Genomic DNA, 22,844 nt, shown 5'->3' with positions numbered 1-22,844 from the left:
TATTATTTTTTAATTGTTATTGAAGCTGAGCTATTGTCTTGAGCTTGATTTGTTATTTGGATTTTTAGCCCGAGCTTAGGTAATTTTACTCCTAATGATGGTAACTCTGGGTTGGTGTAATCTTTTCTATCGTCAAAGCTTGGCTCTGAGTATCTATTTGTGTCTATAACTGTTCTAGCAGCTGGAGCATAGTAAATATCTACACTTGAATCTTTATCTTTACTGAAAGCTGCATCATGCATATGATATCTTCCACTGCTAGCTATTACAGGTTTCTTTGAAGCATCATCAAAATACCAGTATTGATTCTTCTGATCTGCATCAACTACGCTTAAATATCCTTCACCAGGGTGAACTCCGCCCCAGTTGTCAGTAAAGTAATTGTCGACATACCAAACTACCATACCTGGATCATAAGCGAAAGCTTGTCCCAATGTACCCACGTGTGCAAGGCCTGTATCAACACCGTGATGATTTCTCCATTCTACTAAATAATAATGTGGTGCATAAACAGTTCCTGTGTTCTTTTCAAAACCGTTTAATGCAAACTTATCAGTACCTTCAGCATCATCTGATAAAATAGTTGTGTCGCCAGCAAGTACTTGGATATCATCAACGTACCAGCCCGCACCAAAGCTATATGCATCTGTTTCATACTCTAACTTTACTTCTATCTTCTTACCAGCAAAATTACTTAAATCAAATGATGCATCTACCCAGCCATTCGATGCTCCAGTTATTCCATGAGGAACTATTACATCTCTTTGAGGATCTCCCTCACTTGTAGTTAAATTATTTTGCAGGTATGTCCAATCAGTTGTTCCTACTTCTCTAACCTGAACTGAAGCATAGTCCCAACCTTCTTCTATATCATACCAAGTCTTAAACTTAAGAGTTGCTGAAGTCTTTCCAGTTAGATCAACATTTGTAGTCATGTTAGTAAGGATTGGAGCTCCATCGTGACCTTTTCCACCCCAATAAGCATTCTTTCCGCTAGTTGGAGTAGTTATCACATGCGCTTTATCAGGAAGACTAACTTTTACTGCCTGACCTTCCTCATCAGCCTGTCTTAAAGTTACTTTAGCTCCTGCGCTAGTTAACTTATTAAAATCTATATTAATTTGCTTTTGCCAGTTTCCACCGTAAAGTGCCTGAAATATTTCTTTTGCATATGGACTAAATCCTGTTGGCTCAGTACCAGGAACCTTTCCACTCCAGCTGCCAGAAGACATTATTGACCACATGGCTATAGGTTCACTTGTAGTTGATGTATAGTTTGTATCGTATTCGTCTGGCAATCCTAAGTTATGTCCGAATTCATGGGCAAATACCCCTGCTGCTCCGTCTTCTGGCTCTATTGTGTAGTCATATGCATAGTAGTTAGTCCCAGGTATTTTATATAGTCCACCTAAATTCCATCTGTGTGACCATATAGCATCACTTCCAAGGCTACCACCGCCAGCTTCCTGCCCAACGCCAGCATGTAGAACCATTAGGTAGTCTATGATTCCATCTGGCTCATTATAATTTCCATCACCATCTGAATCATATATATCTTCCTTATCAAAATCTGCAAAGTTTATATTGGAATCCTTTGCTGCTAATTGAAGGGCATGAGCAACAGCATTTCTTGGCTTAACATCGTTTGAGCCACCTTGTTCTGCTCCGTAATAAGCAGCTGTCTGAGGTAGTGTATACCATCCGGCAACTTTACCTTCAACTATTAAACTGCCACCTGACTGCTCTAGATAGTATTGTTTCATAGAAATAAGCTTTTCACCATTTGGGCCTTCATAGCCATTATCGCCATATATCATATCTTCAAAATGCTTATGGCTATAATCTTTATAATACATATCAGACTCGCCTGGTTGAATGCTGTTATGTTTATAATCCTGGTAATCTACTAATAATGTTAAAACATTTACCTTCTTAGGGTTGGTATCTGTAGTCCTTTTCTCAAACTTATATTTTTCAACCCTTTGATTTTGCTTAGCCTTTAAATCTCTCTCAAATTTGGATATTGGAAGCTTTTTATTTGCTTTAGCTGCCTCCTGCATAAACTTTAAGTAAACCTTTTGAGCTTCTTCATAAGTAGCATTTTTAGCAATCTTGCCTTCCTTCTTAAGCATTTCAATAACTTTTTCTTCGTTTGCAATAGATAAATCAGTAGGTCCGCCTACATCTTGTCCAATTGAAACAGTTTGTTCAGGAACAACTGGATTAACTGTTTTTGCTGCTGAAGTTGCCCCAACACCTGCAAGCAAAAATGCTGATGTCATTACTGATAAAAATTTTTTTGATAACATATTTTACCCCCTTCTTACTTATGTAATTTATTTGGTAAATTACAGTATGCTTGTACAACTAATTTACCTTTTATTTACAAATCCAATTTTATCATACTGCTCTCTTAATTACAATAATTGGAAAATATAATTTATTGACATAGTTTTTTTCACTTCTATCATTTTTTAAATCAAATTTAATAAAAGCAAAAACTCCTCATACAGCAATTCTGTATGAGGAGTTTCAATAATCTATTGAATTTTAAATCCAGAGTCTTTGACTTTTCCAAGTATCTCCTGGAAGTTTTCTGTTCTAACTCTTATAACTATTTCTTTTACATCAGTAACGCTCTTTGGATCTACCACAACAAAGCTTATAATATCTCCGCCATTTTCAGTAATAATCCTTGAAAGTTTTGATACTTGCCCTGGAATGTCGTAAGCTATAACAGCTAAGCGCCTTCCCTTATTAAGTCCAAAAAGCTCTGTAAATTCGTGGAATATAGCATGATGAGTAACTATACCCTTAAAAGAATTGTATTCATCAACCACAGCTACAAAAGCAATATTCTTAATTTCAAGGAAATGAGCCGCCTTTTCGATCTGCTCCAGAGGATGAATTGTTGGAACGTCTGTCCTCATTACATTCTCAACCTTAAAATCTGATAACAAGCAAGCTTTATCTACGCTTTTCTCATAATAGAAGGCGTAAATTCTATCCTTTGAAATAGAGCCATAGAACTTATCCCCTTCTGCCACCGGAATAGATAAAAAATTATTTTCTTCAATTAATTCAAGAGCTTTTTTTATGGTCTCACCTGGTGCAATTGTAATTAACTTTTCCATCGGAAGCATTAAATTCTTAACAAACATAGTTACTACACTCCCCCTAACTCTCTTTTATGCCTATTATACATAAAATTGAGATAAAATTCAAACAATTTATTAATTTTATATGAAATGTTCTATCATATCTATTTATATGCTTCTGGATTATATTAAATACATTTATTGCGTTACTGGAACTACCCCTTCCAAGCTTCTTAAATTATTAGCTAAAATATCAATATACTTGACATCATCTTTATATACTATTATATTTGAAGTTTTAAAATTATACTTTTTAATCAATGCTTCATTCGATTTCAATTCTCCATCAGACTCATATAAAAACACTACATTTTTTTCTTCTTTAACCTTTTCCTCAACTTTTAAGTTTGCCTCAATTTCCTTAGATGTAAGATTTATGCCATAATTATAAATCTTTAAAGTTTTAAATCCGTAATAGCTGGTAAAGTAATCTAACTCATCACCATCTACTACAAAAGTATAACCCTTTAATTTATCTGCTGTTTCCTTAAGCTTCTTCTGAACTTCCTCAACCTTTTTGATTGATGTTGAAAAATTTTTCTCATAAATATCTCTGTCCTTTGTATCCTTGTCCTGAATTGCATTTTTAATATTCAGCATAGCTATTTTATAATTATCTATATTCATATAAAAATACGGATTATCTTTTAGAGAAATTTCCTTATACTTAATTTCCTTGCCTAATAGAGCAAATTTTATCCCACGGGATATACTTACTGTGCCTACTTTACTTTTAGTAAGTTTGCCTACAAAATCTTCTGACCAAGGCTCAATTCCTGATCCCCAGTAGAAAAATAAGTCTTTTTTGCTTATACTGTTTAGACTGTCTTCTGTATAGTTAAAACTCCAAAGCTTATCCCTTGAAGTAAACATGTAATCTATGGAATGCCTGTCTCCAATAATATCTTTAACCATATTATAGAGGAGCTTATTCGTAGTAACAATGTTTAGGGAAAGTTCTTTTTCTATAGTTTCCTGAGCCGCAGGCTTCTCTTCAATATTTTTTTCTTTATTACCACAAGCAGTTAGCATAAATGCAAAAAACATTAAACATAAATATATATATTTTTTCATGAGGTCTAATCTCCCCTGTATATGTATTTTCATGTATTATTTTACATAAGTTATACGTATTATGCAAATTAAAAGTTACCATACTGTCAATAATATTATAAGAATTGCTTTTTTTATTTATGTGTTTTAATATTATATAAGACTGTATTAGCTCGAAAAGCAGTATTTTGGGAGTGAATTTTTATGGAATTTATTGTAGATAAAGTAGAACAAACAATAGAACTAGGCAGGCAGGTTGGTTCTCTCGCAAAACCTGGAGATATAATTTGCCTTATAGGCGATTTAGGCACAGGTAAAACACATATAACAAAAGGAATAGCAAAAGGACTTGAGATTGAAGATTACATAACTAGTCCTACCTTTACTATAGTTAATGAATATGATGGCAGACTTAAACTTTACCATTTTGATGTATACAGAGTTAATGATCCTGACGAGATAGCCGCAATAGGATTTGATGAATATATATTTTCAGAAGCAGTCAGCATAGTGGAATGGGCGAATTATATTGATGAATTAATTCCAAGAGAGAATATAACAATACATATCGAAAAGTTGCCTGAATGTGGTGAAGGCTATAGAAAAATTACTATAGAAGCCTATGGCGAAAGATATGATTATTTAAAGGAGATTAAGTTATGATAGTTCTAAGTATAGATTCAGCTACAGAGTCAGCAAGCTGCGCAGTGTTGGATAATGAAAAACTTCTAGGGGAGATAAGCTTAAATAACAAGAAGCAGCACTCCATTGTGCTTATGCCTCTAGTGGATAACCTTCTAAAAAATCTTCAGCTTAACATAAAAGATATAGATGGATACGTTGTTTCTAAAGGTCCCGGTTCATTTACAGGGCTTAGAATTGGAATGTCTATGATCAAAGGATTGAGCCAGGGAAGCGGCAAGCCTTTTGTTTCTATTTCTTCATTGGACGCTTTAGCCCACAATATGGCATATACTGATGGAATAATCTGCCCTATCCTTGATGCTTTAAGAGACAATGTTTACACAGCTTTCTACTCTTTTAAAAATGGAATCCTAGTTAAGAATAGTGACTATATGATTCTGCATATAGATGAACTAATAGAAATGCTTAATAAGGAGGGTACGTCTGCAACTTTCATAGGCGATGCTGTAGACAAGTTTAGAGTTAAACTATCTGAATGCTTAAGTTCAGTTTTATTTGCTCCAAAACATCTTAATTTAGTTCGTGCCTCTTCTCTTGGAGAATTAGGAATGAAACTTTTAGAGCAAGGCATGCATGATGATCTCTATACCTCTGCTCCTATCTATTTAAGAAAACCTCAAGCTGAAAGAGAGTATGATGAGAAGATGAGGATAGTCAGCAATGAATAAGATAGAAATAGTCCCTTTTAATGAAACCCATGTAAATCAAGTGCTTTATATAAGCACCTTAAGCTTTAAAACTCCTTGGACAAGAGAATCTATTGAAAAAGAACTTGAAAATGAACTTGCTCGATATGTAATTGCAATTAAGGATGGATTGGTAATAGGTTTTGGAGGTGTGTGGAATATCCTTGGTGAGGGGCACATAACCAATATTGCCGTTCATCCTGAATACAGAGGCCTAGGTGCTGGAGATATGATTGTGGAAGCTTTAATAGAGCTTTGTAAATTAGAAAGCATAGCTTCCATGACCTTAGAAGTAAGAAAATCTAATACAGTTGCTCAAAACCTCTATAAGAAACATGGCTTTATAGAAGCAGGTATTAGGAAAGGTTACTATGCGGATACAAAAGAAGACGCAGTTATAATGTGGAAACACAAAGTATAATTCAATAATACTCACTTAAAAGATAAACCTTCTTAAATTCTTATAAACATAAGAATTTAAGAAGGTTTCATTTTTCATTATATTTGATTTAACTTTTCTTTCTTAGTATCTACTAACGCTTCTCTATGGAATATAGGAGATACTTTCTTATATGCAGGAGCAGTTATTGCAGCTATTACCACTCCCTTTATGGCATTAAATGGTATTACCGCCCACAAAACATATGCCCATAAGCTAGTTATCCTAGCATTAGCCTTCGCAGCCATTGCAACAATTCCTTTAATATCCATATGATAAAGAGTAGCATAAAATGGTATTAATACAAAGTAATTAACTATTGATGCTACAATAACCATAGCTAGTATCCCAATAACCATTCCTTGTATAGCTGTTTTCTTAGATTTATTTCTCTTATATATTGCTCCAGCTGTGAACACATAAGCTGAACCCACTATAAAGTTCGCAAGTTCTCCTACCCACATTGTACTTGAACCTTTTATAAATCCGTGTAGTAAGTTCTTCAAAAATTCAATCACAACTCCTGATACTGGACCAAGTGCAAAGGCTCCAAGTAATGCAGGCACATCGCTAATATCGATTTTCAAAAAGTCCGGAAACAACGGCAGTCTTAATTCAAAGAACATTAAAATAAACGCCATAGCTCCTAGTAGTGAGATTTTTACGAGCTTGTTTAGATTTTGGTTTTTCATAATAGATACCCCTCCATTTGATTATAGCTTGTGCTGAATCTTAAAATTAATTCAGCAATGGAAATGATATCTTTCAGGGTAATTTAGGTACAGCATGAAGTATAATTACAAGATAAAAAGCCCCGACAAAAAATTGTCAGGGCAAACAGACTATACCTAGTCATCTTCTTCCATCCAGACTTTACTGTCGGTTTCGGAGTTACACCGAATCTGCTAAAATTTAGCTCGCGGACTTTACCGCCGGTCGGGAATCCTAATTTCTTAGTCACCCTGCCCTGAAGATTATCATTGTTAAATTTTTTACATCTTTATTATATAACTTTTTAAAAACCTTGACAAGTATTTTTTAAAAATATTATTGTGCTACCACTTCTTTTTTCATGCTTAAAGATATTCTTTTTCTCTTCTCATCCACTTCTAATACTCTAACTTGAACTATGTCTCCAACCTTAACAACATCAAGTGGATGCTTTACAAACCTGTCAGCAAGCTGGCTCTTGTGTACAAGACCATCCTGATGAACTCCAATGTCTACAAAGGCTCCAAAGTCAGCTACATTTCTTACTGTTCCCATTAAATACATGCCAGGCTTAAGCTGAGACAGTTCCATAATTCCTGTTTTAAATATAGGAGTTGGCAGCTCTTCTCTTGGGTCTCTCCCTGGTTTTTTAATTTCTTTTATGATATCTCTAAGAGTAGGTACTCCAATACCTAGCTTAGCAGCTAAATTATCAATGCCTTCCACATTGACTCTGCCATCTATATCTTGAAGTTTTCCTATCTTTAAATCCTCCTTAGTATAACCAAGGATATTTAAAAGTTCTTTAGCCGCATTATAAGATTCTGGATGTACTGCAGTATTATCCAGGGGTTCATTGCTTTCCATAACTCTCAAAAAGCCTGCACACTGAACAAAAGCTTTTTCTCCAAGTCTCTTAACCTTTAAAAGGTCTTTTCTGCTTTTAAACTTTCCATTTTCTTCTCTATAGGCAACAATATTTGAAGCTATTGTCGCATTAATACCTGATATATAAGATAAGAGTGACGGTGTTGCCACATTTAAATCTACTCCAACGCTGTTAACACAGTCCTCTACAACTCCGCTTAGAGATTCATCCATTTTCTTTGGTGCGACATCATGCTGATACTGTCCAACACCAATAGATTTAGGATCGATTTTTACGAGCTCGGCAAGTGGGTCTTGCAGTCTTCTTGCAATAGATATAGCTCCTCTTATAGAAACGTTTATATCAGGATACTCTTTTGATGCAAGCTCTGAGGCAGAATAAACCGATGCTCCAGCTTCACTTACAACCACATAGTAAAGCTCCTTGCCCCTCTCTTCTTTAACTTCCTTAATAAGTCTTGCTAAAACTTCTTCCGATTCTCTGCAGGCAGTTCCATTACCGAGAGATACAACTTCAACATCATACTTGTAAACTAGTTCCTTAAGCCTCTTTATAGAACCTTCTACATCATTTTGAGGTGCTGTTGCATAAACAGTTGCCTGTTCTAGAAACTTTCCGGTATCATCAAGCACAGCAATTTTACAGCCTGTTCTAAATCCAGGATCATAACCTAAAACTACTTTTCCTTTTACAGGTGGCTGCATTAAAAGTGCCTTAAGATTTGCCTTAAATATTTCTATAGCTCCATGCTCACCTTTTTCAGTTAAATCTGCTCTAATTTCTCTTTCAATTGAAGGATATATAAGCCTCTTAACCGCATCCTTAATTGCTTCTGCAATATAATAATCAGTCTGCTTGTTTTCCTTCAAGCATTTTATATTTAAATATTGTATTATTTTCTCATTATCTACAGTAACCTTTACAGATAAAATCTTTTCCTTTTCTCCTCTGTTAATGGCTAGTATTCTATGTGGAGGTATAGCTTTTACTGCCTCGCTGTAGTTATAGTACATTTCATAAGGGGTAGGCTCCTCAGAGCTTCCGGTTGTTTCAATCAAACCTTCTCTATGTACCAAACTTCTTATCCACTTTCTATAATCAGCTACATCTGAAATCATTTCGCTTATTATATCCATAGCTCCTTGAAGAGCCTCTTCCTCGTCCTTAACACCCTTTTCTTCGTTTATAAAATCCTTTGCGTATTCTTTTATATAGGATTGAAATTCTCCATAAAATATTGTTTCAGCTAAAGGCTTAAGTCCCTTTTCCTCTGCAATAGTTGCTCTCGTTCTTTTTTTAGGCTTGAAGGGTCTATATATATCCTCAACCTCTGTTAAAGTTTCTGCCTTATCAATAGAAAACTTAATTTCCTCGTTGAGTTTTCCTTGTTCTTCAATTAGCCTTATAACATCAGCTTTCCTCTCATCTAGATTTCTTAAATATATAAGCCTTTCAGAAAGCTTTCTTAAAGTTATATCATCTAATCCTCCAGTAGCTTCTTTTCTATATCTTGCAATAAATGGAACTGTGTTGCCTCCATCTAAAAGTTCTATAACGCTGTCTACTTGATTAGCTCTAATGACAAACTCCTGCGCTAATCTCTCTGACATACTTCCCATATAACACCCAACCTTTCTTCTTTAGATTATGCCCCTTATTTATTTTACAAAATTATGTAACAAATTAAAAGACCTATACTATAATTCAGAGTATTAAAAAGTTATATAAGGTTTCAAAAACTCATATTATTTAAAGATATCAATATTATAGGAGTATATTTTTGAGAAAACAATTTACCTCTTTTTTACTTATTATTACCCTTTTATTATTTACCAATAGTTTAAATATAAGTACTAAGCTTTACGACTTTAACCACACAGAAGTAAAAAATACAATAGCATACTTAAGCTCTAATAACTTTAAGGGAAGGCTCTCTGGAACAGAAGGAAATTTGGAGGTTACTGCGTTTATTAGAAATCAATTTAAAAACCTCGGACTTGAACCCTTTAACGGAAATTACTATGATCAGTTTGAAACAAACTATCCCCATAGACTACAGGATAACCCCTTCCTGAGGATTATTGATAAGAATGGGGCGATACTTAAGGAATATCAGTATGGAAAAGATTATAAAGAAGAAATGCTTAACTTTAAAAACAATTATGTCGTATTTAATAACAAAGATGCGCTTTACCAAGCTGAAACCGCTCTTCAGGTAAGCAAAGGAAAGGATAGTTTTGTATTCTTTGTACCAGAAAACAATAAACTTACCTTTAGAAGTTCCTTCATGGGTAACGAAGACAAGCTTCACAGTATGTACGTAATGCTTACAAAGGAAACTCTTGCAGATATTAATAAGCATATAGGTCAGAATAAGAAAATAGTTTGTTTTATCCCTTTTGATGTTAGAAAAACAACATTAAATAATGTTGTTGGGGTTATAAAAGGCAAAGATTCCAAAGCACCTCCAATAGTAATATCTGGTCATTTCGATCATCTTGGAGCTGATCTTTCAGGTATGGTTTATGGCGGCGCATTAGACAATGCTTCTGGTATTTCTTTTGTATTGGAATTCACTAAGTACATAAAATCCTTAGGACCACCTGATAGGGACATTATAATAGCCGCGTTTAATGCTGAAGAGTTTGGCTGTCTGGGCTCTAATCATTTTGTTGAAAAAAATTTAGACAGACTCAAGGATGCTAGGGCTTACAACTTTGACATGATAGGCAGCAATTCAGTGCCACTTAGTATAATGGGTGCTAAAGCAGACAGTGATAAAACTGATTTTGTTCGTTCAATAACCTCTACCTTTAATAAATCTAAAGTAAACTATAATTACTTGTTTGAAGATGCCAGCGACCATGAAGCTTTTAGAAAGCATAATATCGATGCAGTAACCTTCTGTGACAGTGATATGTCTAAAATTCATACACCTGAGGATAAAGTTGAGTATATTAGCACAGATGCTATTGATAGAGCTTTTAATATTGTCTCAAAGGAAATAGTTAAAGAAGGCTTTGGAAGCGACCCTATGTTAATACATTATAGAAAAATATTTATGTATTCCCTTATTGCAGGATTGATACTGTCAATACTTTACAGCATTCAAGTTAGAAATCATTAGTAATAAAACAGCAGCCTAGTCTTTTGCTAAGCTGCTGTTTATCACATTTGCTATTAATTCTATGAATATAAGCAAGGCATCAAAACTTTAGTTTTATAGCGTCTAGTTAAATATCAAGCTTTCCATTACTGCTTTGTTTTAAATATTCATTTATAAACAAGTCTATATCTCCATCCATTACAGCTTGAATGTTGCCTGCTTCAGCACCTGTCCTATGATCTTTAACCATTGTGTAAGGCTGAAAAACGTATGAACGTATTTGGCTTCCCCAACCTATATCTCTAAGTTCACCAGTTAAATCTTCAATTTTTTCCTTATGAGCTTGTTCCTTAAGCTGTATAAGTTTTGCCTTAAGCATTTTCATAGCCGACTCTCGGTTATTGTGTTGACTTCTCTCATTCTGGCATTGTACTACTATTCCTGTTGGGAGGTGAGTTATTCTTATAGCAGATTCAGTTTTATTAACATGCTGTCCTCCAGCCCCACCTGAGCGATAAGTATCTATCCTTAAGTCATCTGATCTAATATCGATATCTTGATCTTCGGTAAGCTCTGGAAGTATTTCAACAGAGGCAAAGGAAGTCTGCCTTTTTCCATTTGCATTAAAAGGAGAAATTCTTACAAGCCTATGTATACCTTTTTCTGCCTTTAAGTAACCATATGCAAACTCACCAATTACTCTTATAGTAACACCCTTAATCCCTGCTTCATCCCCAGGTTCATAATCTAGAGTTTCTAATTTATACCCCTTGTCAGAACTCCATCTTGTGTACATCCTAAGCAGCATTTCAGCCCAATCCTGCGCATCTGTACCTCCAGCACCTGCGTGAAGGGTAACTATTGCATTATCTCTATCGTACCCTCCTGAAAGCATAGTTTCAACTCTAAGTTTTTCTATATCATAGCTTATGGCTTCTATTTCAACAACAATTTCTTGTTTTGAATTTTCATCTTCCTCTTCAGAAGAAAGCTCTATTAAAATTTCTATATCCTCTAAACCTGTTTCGAGCCTATTAAACCTGTCATACCTATCCTTTAAGCACTTAGCTTCTTGGGTAATACTTTGCGCCTTCTTTAAATCATTCCAAAATTCAGGCTCTTGCATCTTATTATCAAGTTCTTCAATCTTTTTCTTAAGGACTCCTATGTCAAAGAGACCCCCTAATTTCATCTAATATACTTTTTAAGTTTCCTAAAGAGCTTATTGCTTCTTCGTATTGCATTAACATTTTGCAGTCCTCCTATAAATAAATTTTAGCAGGCACAAGTGCCTGCTATCATTTAAGCTAATCTGCCGCAGCAGTTCTTATACTTTTTACCTGAGCCACATGGGCATGAATCATTTCTTCCAACTTTTTTGTCATTTGTTACTGGCTTCTTTGGAAGGGATTCATCTACATTTGTTGAAGTTTCCACAGCAACCTTTTCTCTTTCAGGCGCCTTTTCAATTTGAACATGGAACAAATACTTAATAGTATCAACTTTAATGTTATAAATCATCTCATCAAACATTTCGCTTCCTTCAAATTGATAAGCCTGAACAGGATCCTGCTGCTTGTATGCCCTAAGACCAATACCCTGCTTTAGGTGATCCATATTGTCTATATGATCCATCCACTTAGTATCTACAACTCTTAGAAGAATTACTCTTTCTATTTCTCTCATCTGTTCTGATGTAAAGTCTTCTTCCTTTGCATTGTATATATGCATTGCAACGGCTAGCATAGCTTCTTTAATTTGATGATTTGACATCTCCTTAAGATCGCCCATATTTATTGCATCTTTAGGAAGATAAATTTCTTCCATATAAGCAACAAGCTTCTCTAAATCATTTTCAAACTCTTCCTCCACACCTGATAAATGAGAATCAACAGCAGTATGAATAACTTGTTGAATCATTTCTTGAACTTGTTCTTTTAAATTTTCACCTTCAAGAACTTGTGAACGCTGCTTATAGATTATTTCTCTTTGAGTATTCATAACATCATCATAACCTAGCAGTGTCTTTCTTATATCAAAGTTATTTCCTTCTACTTTCTTTTGAGCGTTTTCTATAGCAGAAGAAACCATTTTGCTTTCTATAGCTTCATCCTCTTGAAGTCCAAGTCTTTCAACTATTCCCTGAAGTCTTTCGGAACCGAAAATTCTCATTAAATCGTCCTCAAGAGATACATAGAAACGTGACTCTCCTGGGTCTCCCTGACGACCAGAACGTCCTCTTAACTGATTATCTATACGTCTTGATTCATGTCTTTCTGTACCAATTATCTTTAAACCGCCAAGGTCTGTTACTCCTTCTCCAAGCTTAATGTCAGTACCACGGCCAGCCATATTTGTAGCTATAGTTACCATCCCGGCTTCACCAGCGTGTGATACTATTTCTGCTTCCAAATCATGATACTTGGCATTTAGCACCTGATGAGGAACACCCTTCTTCTTAAGCAGAGCAGAAACAAGCTCTGACTTTTCAATACTTACTGTACCAACAAGTACAGGCTGACCTTTTTTATGAGTTTCAGCAATTTCTTCAACTACAGCATTGAACTTGCCTCTCTCAGTCTTATAAACCAAATCTGGGTGATCCATTCTTATCATTGGTCTGTTAGTTGGAATAACAACAACATCAAGACCGTATATTTCTCTAAATTCTAATTCCTCAGTTAGAGCTGTACCAGTCATACCTGATAACTTAGTGTACATTCTGAAGTAATTTTGGAAGGTTATTGTTGCAAGAGTCTTTGATTCCTTCTGTACTCTTACCCCTTCCTTAGCTTCTATTGCCTGGTGAAGACCATCGCTGTATCTTCTACCCTCCATAAGTCTTCCTGTAAATTCATCGACAATGATAATTTCTCCTTCTTTTACGATGTAGTCTTTGTCGAGCTTCATATGATAATTCGCCTTAAGCGCTTGAACAACATGGTGCTGGATTTCCATATGGGCAGCATCTGTATAGTTCTCAAGTCCAAAGAACTTCTCTGCCTTTTCAACACCGTTATCAGTAAGCATAACAGCGCCAGCCTTCTCATCAACTGTAAAATCCTTTTCCTTAAGAAGAGTTTTCACAAACATATCAGCAATTCTATATAACTCAGTTGACTTATCTCCTTCCCCTGAGATTATAAGAGGGGTTCTTGCTTCGTCTATAAGTATTGAGTCAACTTCGTCTACTACTGCAAAATTAAGCTCTCTTTGGACCTTTTCTTCCTTATAGATAACCATATTATCTCTCAAATAGTCAAATCCAAACTCATTGTTTGTTCCATAAGTTATATCTGAATTATAGGCTTCTCTTCTCTGATCATTATTTAAGTCGTGAAGAATTACGCCAATACTTAAGCCGAGGAATTCATAAACCTTTCCCATCCACTCTCTATCTCTGTTAGCAAGATAATCGTTGACAGTAACAACGTGTACACCTTTACCTGATAAAGCATTTAAGTATGTTGGTAAAGTAGCAACTAAAGTCTTACCTTCACCAGTTCTCATTTCCGCAATTCTACCTTGATGAAGTACAATCCCACCTATTAGCTGAACTCTGTAATGCTTCATTCCAAGAACTCTCCAAGCAGCCTCTCTACAAACTGCAAAAGCTTCTGGAAGGATATCCTCTAAAGTTTCTCCCTTAGCAATTCTATCCTTAAATTCCTGAGTTCTTCCCCTAAGTTCATCATCACTAAGACTCTGCATTTTAGAATCAAGTGCTTCTATCTTATCAACTATTGGAAGTATCTTCTTAACTTGTCTTTCACTATAACTTCCAAACACCTTATCAAGTATTCCCATGTTTTTTCATCCTCACTATCCTATTTAAATTAAAATAAAGCCGTAAAACTACTGAAAAAATAAATTTTTATTATTTTCAATATACTTATACTTTATTGATTATATCACCTAATGAAATTGCATTCAACTTTTATGAATTTAATTATACAATATTAACATTTTTTTTACTAGTTTTTTACAACATTTAAGGGCATAAGCTTTTAAGCCCATGCCCTTATATTTTTAAAATTCAGGTTCAATCAAACCATAATTACCGTCTTTTCTCTTATATACTACATTTACGTCTCCACTTTTATCATTAGAGTATACAAAGAAATCATGTCCTAAAAGATCCATTTGAAGTACAGCCTCTTCTGCAGACATTGGTTTTACTGCAAACCTCTTTGTTTTAACTATTTGTGGTTCTCTTTCTTCGTCATCAGCAAATTGATATGCTGGTATGCTGTTATATTTTAGTGGAACATTAACGTGGTAGTTTCTCTCAAGTCTTTGTTTATGTTTAACCATCTGTCTTTCAAGCTTATCACTTACTATATCTATTGCTGCATACATATCAGTATTTGCTTCCTCACTTCTAAGTAAAACACTATGGAATCTTATAGTTACTTCTATTATTTGCCTTGCCTTTTGAACACTTAATGTAACAAAGGCTTCTTGTTCATTTTCAAAGAATTTATCCAATCTTGAAAGCTTTTTTTCTACTGCATTTCTTAAACCCTCTGTAACCTCAATATTTTTTCCTAATATATTACACTTCATACAACACAGCCCCTCTCTACCTATATTAGGTATTAATATACTGGTTTTATAGCTTACTTTAGTAAACTACAATTTATGCTTTTCTTTGGTTTAATTTATTAATTTAATTTTATAACTATTTTGGACAAATAACAACAGCAAAATTTCAAATTCACAAAATATTAAACAAATTTTCATAATTATTATTTAACATCTTTTATTTGAAGAGACGTCTTTAAGGAGCTTTACTTTTTTTATATTCCCTATAATTATATGTACTTTTGAAATTTATATCCCTGACAGCTATTAACAGAAGCTTTTTCAAAAAATTTAAAAAGCTTAAGTTAAAATTAATTCAACTTAAGCTTTTTAAAAATTAAGTTAGCTGACCTGGTCTTTGACCCCACACTCGCCTGCTGGAGCTTTTGCTACCCGGACTTAACCTCTCACTACTAACCCTCTCGCTTTTCACGGCAGGACTTAAATCTAAGCCGCACCATGCTCATTAAAACTTTGTTTAACTTACGTGGATCGTTTTGCCTGCGACTGGCATCGACTTTCAACCACAGACCTAACTTAATATATTTTTATTATAGCTTACTTTTTGCAACAGTCAAGACTGTAACTTTATCAGCTCCGCATTTTAATAATTCCATGCAGCAGCAAAATGCCGTAGCACCAGTAGTTACAACATCATCAACAAGTAAAATTTTCTTATTTTTTATTAAATCTTTATCTATCGATTTAAAACATTTGCTTACATTTTCCCATCTGTTTGATGCATCTAATCCAATTTGATCTTTTGTACTTTTTATTTTTTTTATAAGTTTCTTTGCTGGCTTATGCACTGCATTTGCTAAAGAAACAGCCAAGAACTTCCCTTGATTAAATCCCCGTTTAGTTAAAGCACTTCTGGTCATAGGCACATAAGTTATTAAGTCATAATCTATAACATTATTTTTTAAAAGCCTAATTAAAAGCTCTACCATAGCTTCACCGCTTGCAAAGTCACTCTTATACTTTAGTCTTCGTACAAGTTCCAAAATTGCACCAGAGTAATAAGTCGCGCTGTAACACTCGATTTCTTTACACTCATGTTTTATGCTAAAACTTTTATTATAAAATTCTATTTTTTTATAGCAGTCTTTGCAGATTAATTCTTCAAAAAAATTATCGGCACTACATAAAACACAGTCTTCTTTTTCACTGTAAACTACGCTCAATAAGCTTTCTTTCAAAAACTTAATAATCCCATTTCCCATGCTTCTTTATTGAAGTATCTGATTATATTTCTTGCTTTATCCATATCATAGCTTTCGGTGTTAGCCAAAAATATAACCTCTGAAGCTCTAAGCTTATCACTTCTTCCTGCCTTTCCGCAAAAATAAATTAAACTTTTGTAATCAAAAGCTAAATCATCTGCTTTATAAACTACAACATCTGTATCTTCAAGACTAACAAATCTGTCCTTGTAATCATTTGTTACTAGAATTGTCCTTTTAATTTTAGCAAAGTTATAAAGTACTTTATCATCACTCTCACCATTAACATAATACATAATACTTCTGCTTAAGCTGCTTCTAAAATTGCAAAGATATGAAAAGACATTTTGTACTGCTTCGCTGCTTGGAACATAAATGACGACCTTTCTATCATTCTCTACAGAGAAGTTTAAATAATCATAAACCATATAAGGAATTTCTCTTCTTAAATCAAGCCTAGTTAGTACATAACGCGGCTCACCTAAAGGTCTTCTATTTTCCCTTATCGGAAGAACTATATCTCTTTGATTTTTAAAGACACTTTCTACTGCAAATGCTATCATTTTTCCTTTATCATTAGTACATTTTGTTAATAAGTCCATTATTTCAAAGTTATTATATCTCGGAAAGCTGCTAATATCATCGTAAATAACCAAATCATAGGTTTCCTTAATTCTAACTGCATTCCTATAATTGCTTACAGTAAGAGTTGAGTTTACAGGAGCTACACCATTTCTAACATAGCTATACTCTCTAAAAGAAGAGTGTTTCTTTATCAGGCTTAAAATTTCAATATTATTATCTACTTCCTCTGTGATATATAAAGTCTTCTTGCCAGTTTCAGCAAAATGAATTATTATCTTTAAAAACATCGATGGTAAACTATATGGGGCTGCAATAACATTTAATGCTTTCTCTTTGCCATAGCTCCAACTCACAATGCTTTCACTTACTTTATCTTTATAACTTACAAAGCTTGATGTTTTGTATGTTATCATATCCTCATTCCCCAATTCACTAAATTTCTTTGTTGGTGTTTAACTCATCATTATTAAAAGCATCATTATTTATTATATCCGATATTCTCCATCTTAGTGCTGAATATCTTTCAAAGCTTCTGTTATTGCTTATCATAAACTGAACTGCCTTTATAGAACCAACAATTACTACCATTTGCTTAGCTCTAGTAATACCTGTATATAAAAGGTTCTTATTCATTAAAAGAGGTGGTCCCATGAAAGCTGGCATAATAACTACAGGGAACTCGCTTCCCTGGCTTTTATGAATTGTAACAGCGTAAGCTAGGTCCAGCTCATCTAAAAAGTTATTTTCATATATAACTCTTCTTTCTTCGTCAAACACTACAATTACAACACCATTTTCCTCATCTACTCTCTCAATATAACCCACGTCTCCATTGAATACACCTACACCTTCATCTTCACCTTCTCCAAATACTCTAGTCCACTTAATGGTATAGTTGTTCTTAATCTGCATAACCTTGTCGCCTACTCTAAAAGTAATCTCTTTATACTCTTTTTCAGCCTTTTCTGGGTGCCTTGGATTCAAAACATCCTGAAGCTTTTTATTTAGATTGAAAACGCCAAGATTCCCCTTTCTCATAGGTGAAAGAACTTGAATATGCTGCGCTTTATTCCATTTAGAATTAAATTTCGGGAGCCTTTTATCTATAAGGTCAACAACAGTATTCAGTATTTCATTAGTATCCTCACTTCTTATAAAGTAAAAATCCTTATTCTTTTCATTCAAAAGGGGCATTTCGCTATTATTTATCTTGTGCGCATTTACTATTATCATGCTTTCTTTAGACTGTCTAAATATATGTTTAAGCCTGACAACCTTAACACATTTACTTTCGATAATATCCCTAAGTACATTTCCTGGGCCGACAGATGGAAGCTGATCTACATCTCCAACTATAATGATTCTAGTTCCCATAGAAATTGCTTTAAGGAGGCTGTTCATAAGCATAATATCAATCATAGACGCTTCATCTACAATTACGACATCACATTCTAATGGTGAGGATTCATCCTTTATAAACTCTTCTTCTGATTCATCCTCGCTAAAGCCGAGTTCTAAAAGCCTATGTATGGTTTTAGCTTCTCTGCCAGTAGCTTCACTCATTCTCTTAGCAGCTCTTCCAGTAGGTGCGGCCATAAAAACTCGCATTCCAGCCTTTTCAAAAATACCGGTTATACAATTTATTATAGTAGTTTTTCCTGTTCCAGGACCGCCTGTTATTACCTCAATTCCATTTTCCACTGCTCCCACAATAGCTTCTATTTGAGATTCTGCAAATTGAATATTGTTCTCTCTTTCAAACTGCTTCACCTCAAAGCTTACATCTGTATTTATAGGCTGATATTCACTATAAGCTAAAGTAATTATTTTTTTTGTAACACTAAGCTCGCAATAATAAAAAGGCATTGTAAGCACGCACTTTTGTTTATCAATTACATCTACCTTAAGCTTTCCTTCTAGCGCGTTACTATAGATAACTCTTTCCATATCCTCGTTAGCTACTCCAAGAATACTTCTTCCTTCCTTAAGCAACTGTTCCATTGGCATATAAGTATTACCTAATGCACAAAACTCATTAATAATATAATTTATGCCACTACTAATTCTAAAGTGAGAGTTAGGTTCTACACCCAGACTTCTAGCTATCTTATCCGCAGTTTTAAACCCAATTCCTGATATTTGTTCAGTTAAAACATATGGATTTTCTTTAACAACCTCTATAGAAATTTCCCCAAATTTTTTATATATTTTAACGCATTGATTTGGAGTAACCCCGTAAGTCTGCAGAAAAATCATTATATTTTTCACTTCTTTTTGAGTGGAATAAGAATCTCTTATAACATCAATTTTTTTCTCCCCTATTCCTTCTATTTCCTGTAGTCTATTTATATCATTATCCAAAATTTCTAACGTCTTATTACCAAACTTCTCTACAATCTTTCTTGCTGTAACCGGTCCTATACCTGAAATTACACCTGAAGCTAGATACTTTTCAATACCTTCTATTGTATTTGGCACTATTTCTTGACAACTCTCAACCTTAAATTGTTTGCCAAACTGAGGGTGAACGACCCATTGTCCTAAAAGTTTTAAATTTTGCCCTTCACTTAAGAAAGGTATGACTCCTACAATTGTAGTTCTTTCATTATTACCAGCTATATGTGCTATAGCGTATCCGTTTTCTTCGTTTTGAAATACTATATCTTCAACTACGCCCTGTATCTCTGGCATATAATCTCTCCTATACTTTAGTTATAAATGTAATTATAACAATAGAATACTCCTTTGCAAGTAAATTCTCAAGTTTTATAAACATATAAGCCTTGGTATTTGCTGTATTCTCTATTTAAATATGACATAAACTATGTTATATTGTTAATTATAAACAGATTGTAATTTATGATATATACGGAGGTAAGCTTTATGATTATAAAGAATTGTAAGATTATTTTTCTCGATAAAATTGAGAATGGTTCTGTCTTAATTAGAAATGGTAAGATAGAAAAAATAAATCCAGAAGAAAATAATGACGAGGAAGTAATAGATGCACAAGGAAGTTACCTATCCCCCGGTTTTATCGATGTTCACATACATGGTGCTGGCGGCTTCGATACAATGGATGGCACTGTAGAGGCAATAAACGCAATTTCCAAAATAATAGCTGGCTACGGAACAACCTCATTTCTTCCAACAACAATGACTTGTGCCCTAGATGATATAAAAAAATCAGTAGAAGCTGCTGCAATATGCATGAGGGAAGGAACTGATGGCGCTAACGTATTGGGCGTTCACCTTGAAGGACCATATATAAGTCCTAATATGATAGGTGCACAGAATCCTAATTATGTAGAAACACCTGCTATTGATACTTTTAAATATATTGTTGGTCATAATATATCAGCTATTAAAAGCATAACACTTGCTCCTGAAGTTGAAGGTGCTAAAGAACTGATCCAATATGTTACTGGTCTTGGAATAGTGGCTTCAATGGGACACACTAAAGCATCCTATAAAGAAGCTATTGACGGAATAAAATGGGGAATTGGCCACTCAACCCATCTATACAATGCTATGACTCCACTTAATCACAGAGAACCAGGGGTTGTAGGAGCTATTTTTGATACAGACATAACAACTGAAACTATATCGGATGGAATTCACATAAGTTATCCTTCTTTAAGAATTGCCTATAAACAGAAAGGCTTTGATAAAGTTCTTCTTGTTACAGACGCAATGATGGCTTGTGGAATGCCTGAAGGCAAATACTCACTAGGTGGTCAAGACGTTTTTGTTAAAGATGGAGCTGCAAGACTAAAAGAAGGAAACCTTGCAGGATCAATACTAACATTAGACAAAGCTATAAGAAATATTTACAAGAATAATAGCTATGCTCTTTATGACATTGTAAAGATGGCTACTTATAACGGTGCAAAGCACTGTGGTGTATCTGATAAAAAGGGTCTTATTAAGGAAGGCTACGATGCTGATTTAGTATTGTTCGATGAAGATATAAATATACAAAAAGTTATTATATCAGGAAAATTCTCAAAAGTGTAAGCTATATTTAAAACAACTAGTTATCCAGAAAAGATATATCTAGATAACTAGTTGTTTTTATTTACGTTGAAGATATGAACTTAATCCTTTTTCAAATATATATGAAATAGTCGGCACTCCTATCAATACTATTAAAATGGCTGTTCCTGCGCCGGGATTACCACTGTAGGCTCTAGACATTGTGTTTACAAAATTTATAAAAGTATATACCGACAGCAAAGCTGTTCCAATTATTATTGCTGCTGATATCATCAGTAATCTCGAAAAACAAATTCTTATAAAATGGAAGACTTTTATCATTTTTTTGCTATATGAATAAAACATATCATCACCTCTTTTAGTTCGTATAAGCTATAAATATTGCTATTATAATTTTCAACAGATATATAGTAAAATATTCATTTTTTAAGCTTATCTGTAATAACGCCCTCAATTAAACAGTTATTCCTATAAAGAATATAAGACTGCTGATTCTATCAGCAGTCTTATACCTATTATAAATACTTCTTAATTTCTTCTACCTTGTCAAGTCTTTCCCATGGAAGATCAATATCAGTTCTTCCAAAATGGCCATAGGCAGCTGTTTGTTTGTAGATTGGCTTTCTTAAATCCAAGTCTCTTATTATAGCAGCTGGTCTTAAGTCAAACACCTTGTTAATTATATCTATGATCTTTTCATCTGAAACTTTATTAGTTCCAAAAGTTATAACTTCAATTGATACTGGTTTTGCAACTCCTATAGCATAAGCAAGCTCAATTTCAAGCTTATCGGCTACACCCGCTGCAACTAAATTTTTAGCAACCCATCTTGCAGCATAAGCAGCTGATCTGTCTACCTTTGTTGGATCTTTTCCGGAGAAAGCTCCACCTCCATGTCTTCCATATCCACCATAAGTATCAACAATTATTTTTCTACCAGTAAGACCTGAGTCTCCTTGTGGACCACCAATAACAAATCTTCCTGTTGGATTTATATAGTATCTGGTCTTATCATCAAGAAGATTAGATGGAACTATCTTTCTAATTACGTTCTCAATTAAGTCTCTCTCTATTTCCTCACGAGTAACGTCTGGATTGTGTTGAGTCGAAATAACTATTGTATCTATTCTAACTGGCTTATCATCTTCGTATTCTACTGTAACCTGAGTCTTTCCATCAGGTCTTAAATAAGAAAGTGTTCCATTTTTTCTAACTTCGGAAAGTCTTCTTGCAAGTCTGTGAGCCATTGCTATCGGAAGAGGCATAAATTCTTGAGTTTCATTTGTAGCAAACCCAAACATCATACCCTGGTCTCCTGCACCTATAGCCTCAATCTTGTCCATTTCGCCTTTCTTAGATTCTAGAGCTTCGTCAACTCCCATAGCTATGTCAGATGACTGCTCATCTATTGATGTAAGAACAGAACATGTATCACTGTCAAAACCATATTTTGCTCTAGTATAACCAATATCTTCGATAGTTTTTCTAACTACTTTAGGAATATCAACGTAGCAGTTTGTTGATATTTCCCCCATAACTAAAACCATACCAGTAGTTACAGCTGTTTCACACGCTACTCTGGCATTAGGATCTTGAGCAAGTATTGCATCTAGCACTGAGTCTGAAATCTGATCACAAATTTTATCTGGATGTCCTTCTGTAACTGATTCAGAAGTAAATAATCTTCTCATTCCAAAATCTCCCTTCTG

Annotated in this window: 18 protein-coding genes and 1 riboswitch; of the genes, 5 read left to right on the top strand and 13 right to left on the bottom strand. The window is 34.3% G+C overall.

Annotated elements, in window-relative coordinates:
• Positions 1–2: 2 nt before the first annotated feature.
• The 3 genes from NBE98_RS15690 to NBE98_RS15680 all read right to left on the bottom strand — a co-directional run bounded on the left by NBE98_RS15690 (position 3) and on the right by NBE98_RS15680 (position 4,232).
• A complete protein-coding gene (locus NBE98_RS15690) occupies positions 3–2,309 on the bottom strand; it encodes an immune inhibitor A domain-containing protein (RefSeq protein ID WP_250815957.1) in 2,307 nt (768 codons plus the stop codon).
• Positions 2,310–2,540: 231 nt separating this feature from the next.
• Positions 2,541–3,161: a CBS domain-containing protein gene (locus NBE98_RS15685; RefSeq protein ID WP_250815956.1), complete on the bottom strand. Its 621-nt coding sequence runs from the start codon at positions 3,159–3,161 to the stop codon at positions 2,541–2,543.
• A 135-nt stretch (positions 3,162–3,296) separates the two neighbouring features.
• The gene (locus tag NBE98_RS15680; RefSeq protein ID WP_250815955.1) at positions 3,297–4,232 is read right to left on the bottom strand and encodes a metal ABC transporter substrate-binding protein; all 936 of its coding nucleotides are present in this window, start codon (positions 4,230–4,232) and stop codon (positions 3,297–3,299) included.
• Between the two features lie 183 nt (positions 4,233–4,415).
• Between NBE98_RS15680 and tsaE the strand changes: the two genes are divergently transcribed.
• From tsaE to rimI, 3 genes are read left to right on the top strand one after another with little or no spacing between them, the layout of a single operon-like run.
• A complete protein-coding gene (gene tsaE / locus NBE98_RS15675; protein WP_250815954.1) occupies positions 4,416–4,874 on the top strand; it encodes a tRNA (adenosine(37)-N6)-threonylcarbamoyltransferase complex ATPase subunit type 1 TsaE in 459 nt (152 codons plus the stop codon).
• Positions 4,871–5,584, top strand: coding sequence for a tRNA (adenosine(37)-N6)-threonylcarbamoyltransferase complex dimerization subunit type 1 TsaB (gene tsaB / locus NBE98_RS15670; RefSeq protein ID WP_250815953.1), 714 nt, complete (start codon positions 4,871–4,873; stop codon positions 5,582–5,584). The genes tsaE and tsaB overlap by 4 nt, the downstream gene beginning before the upstream one ends.
• Positions 5,577–6,023, top strand: coding sequence for a ribosomal protein S18-alanine N-acetyltransferase (gene rimI, locus NBE98_RS15665; protein WP_250815952.1), 447 nt, complete (start codon positions 5,577–5,579; stop codon positions 6,021–6,023). The genes tsaB and rimI overlap by 8 nt, the downstream gene beginning before the upstream one ends.
• Positions 6,024–6,100: 77 nt before the next feature.
• Here rimI and NBE98_RS15660 read toward each other — a convergent pair whose 3' ends face one another.
• Positions 6,101–6,733, bottom strand: a complete 633-nt coding sequence (locus tag NBE98_RS15660) for an ECF transporter S component (protein WP_250815951.1) — start codon at positions 6,731–6,733, stop codon at positions 6,101–6,103.
• 158 nt (positions 6,734–6,891) lie between these two features.
• Positions 6,892–7,020, bottom strand: a riboswitch (FMN riboswitch).
• A gap of 68 nt (positions 7,021–7,088) precedes the next feature.
• Positions 7,089–9,260: a Tex family protein gene (locus NBE98_RS15655; protein ID WP_250815950.1), complete on the bottom strand. Its 2,172-nt coding sequence runs from the start codon at positions 9,258–9,260 to the stop codon at positions 7,089–7,091.
• Between the two features lie 161 nt (positions 9,261–9,421).
• On the opposite strand from NBE98_RS15655, the gene NBE98_RS15650 reads away from it, so the two are divergent.
• Positions 9,422–10,768, top strand: coding sequence for a M28 family metallopeptidase (locus tag NBE98_RS15650; RefSeq protein ID WP_250815949.1), 1,347 nt, complete (start codon positions 9,422–9,424; stop codon positions 10,766–10,768).
• 106 nt (positions 10,769–10,874) lie between these two features.
• On the opposite strand, the gene prfB is transcribed toward NBE98_RS15650, so the two are convergent.
• The 6 genes from prfB to recD2 form a co-directional block, all read right to left on the bottom strand.
• Positions 10,875–11,997 (bottom strand): peptide chain release factor 2 gene (prfB, locus tag NBE98_RS15645; protein ID WP_250815948.1). Its coding sequence is split into 2 segments (ribosomal slippage): positions 10,875–11,918 and positions 11,920–11,997, totalling 1,122 coding nucleotides; the frame shifts between segments, so codons are not numbered across the junction.
• A 52-nt stretch (positions 11,998–12,049) separates the two neighbouring features.
• Positions 12,050–14,554 carry a preprotein translocase subunit SecA gene (gene secA / locus NBE98_RS15640; protein WP_250815947.1) on the bottom strand — a complete coding sequence of 835 codons (2,505 nt, stop codon included), beginning with the start codon at positions 14,552–14,554 and terminating at the stop codon, positions 12,050–12,052.
• 222 nt (positions 14,555–14,776) lie between these two features.
• Positions 14,777–15,313 (bottom strand): ribosome hibernation-promoting factor, HPF/YfiA family, encoded by a 537-nt coding sequence (hpf, locus tag NBE98_RS15635; protein ID WP_250815946.1) that lies wholly within the window; start codon positions 15,311–15,313, stop codon positions 14,777–14,779.
• 569 nt (positions 15,314–15,882) lie between these two features.
• The gene (locus NBE98_RS15630) at positions 15,883–16,530 is read right to left on the bottom strand and encodes a ComF family protein (RefSeq protein ID WP_250815945.1); all 648 of its coding nucleotides are present in this window, start codon (positions 16,528–16,530) and stop codon (positions 15,883–15,885) included.
• Positions 16,527–17,552 carry a hypothetical protein gene (locus NBE98_RS15625; RefSeq protein ID WP_250815944.1) on the bottom strand — a complete coding sequence of 342 codons (1,026 nt, stop codon included), beginning with the start codon at positions 17,550–17,552 and terminating at the stop codon, positions 16,527–16,529. Before NBE98_RS15625 ends, NBE98_RS15630 begins: the two co-directional genes overlap by 4 nt.
• A 19-nt stretch (positions 17,553–17,571) precedes the next feature.
• Complete coding sequence (recD2, locus tag NBE98_RS15620; protein WP_250815943.1) at positions 17,572–19,830, bottom strand: SF1B family DNA helicase RecD2; 2,259 nt, start codon at positions 19,828–19,830, stop codon at positions 17,572–17,574.
• Between the two features lie 192 nt (positions 19,831–20,022).
• On the opposite strand from recD2, the gene nagA reads away from it, so the two are divergent.
• Positions 20,023–21,156 (top strand): N-acetylglucosamine-6-phosphate deacetylase, encoded by a 1,134-nt coding sequence (gene nagA, locus NBE98_RS15615; protein ID WP_250815942.1) that lies wholly within the window; start codon positions 20,023–20,025, stop codon positions 21,154–21,156.
• Positions 21,157–21,213: 57 nt separating this feature from the next.
• Here the strand turns inward: nagA and NBE98_RS15610 are convergent, their stop codons facing one another.
• Both NBE98_RS15610 and metK read right to left on the bottom strand, forming a co-directional pair.
• Positions 21,214–21,480, bottom strand: coding sequence for a hypothetical protein (locus tag NBE98_RS15610; protein ID WP_250815941.1), 267 nt, complete (start codon positions 21,478–21,480; stop codon positions 21,214–21,216).
• Positions 21,481–21,650: 170 nt separating this feature from the next.
• Positions 21,651–22,826, bottom strand: coding sequence for a methionine adenosyltransferase (gene metK / locus NBE98_RS15605; protein ID WP_250815940.1), 1,176 nt, complete (start codon positions 22,824–22,826; stop codon positions 21,651–21,653).
• Positions 22,827–22,844: the final 18 nt, after the last annotated feature.

The organism is Clostridium swellfunianum (assembly GCF_023656515.1).
In the GTDB taxonomy this organism is placed as follows: Bacteria; Bacillota; Clostridia; order Clostridiales; family Clostridiaceae; genus Clostridium_AT; species Clostridium_AT swellfunianum.
This window is presented reverse-complemented; position numbering and strand designations above follow the sequence as displayed.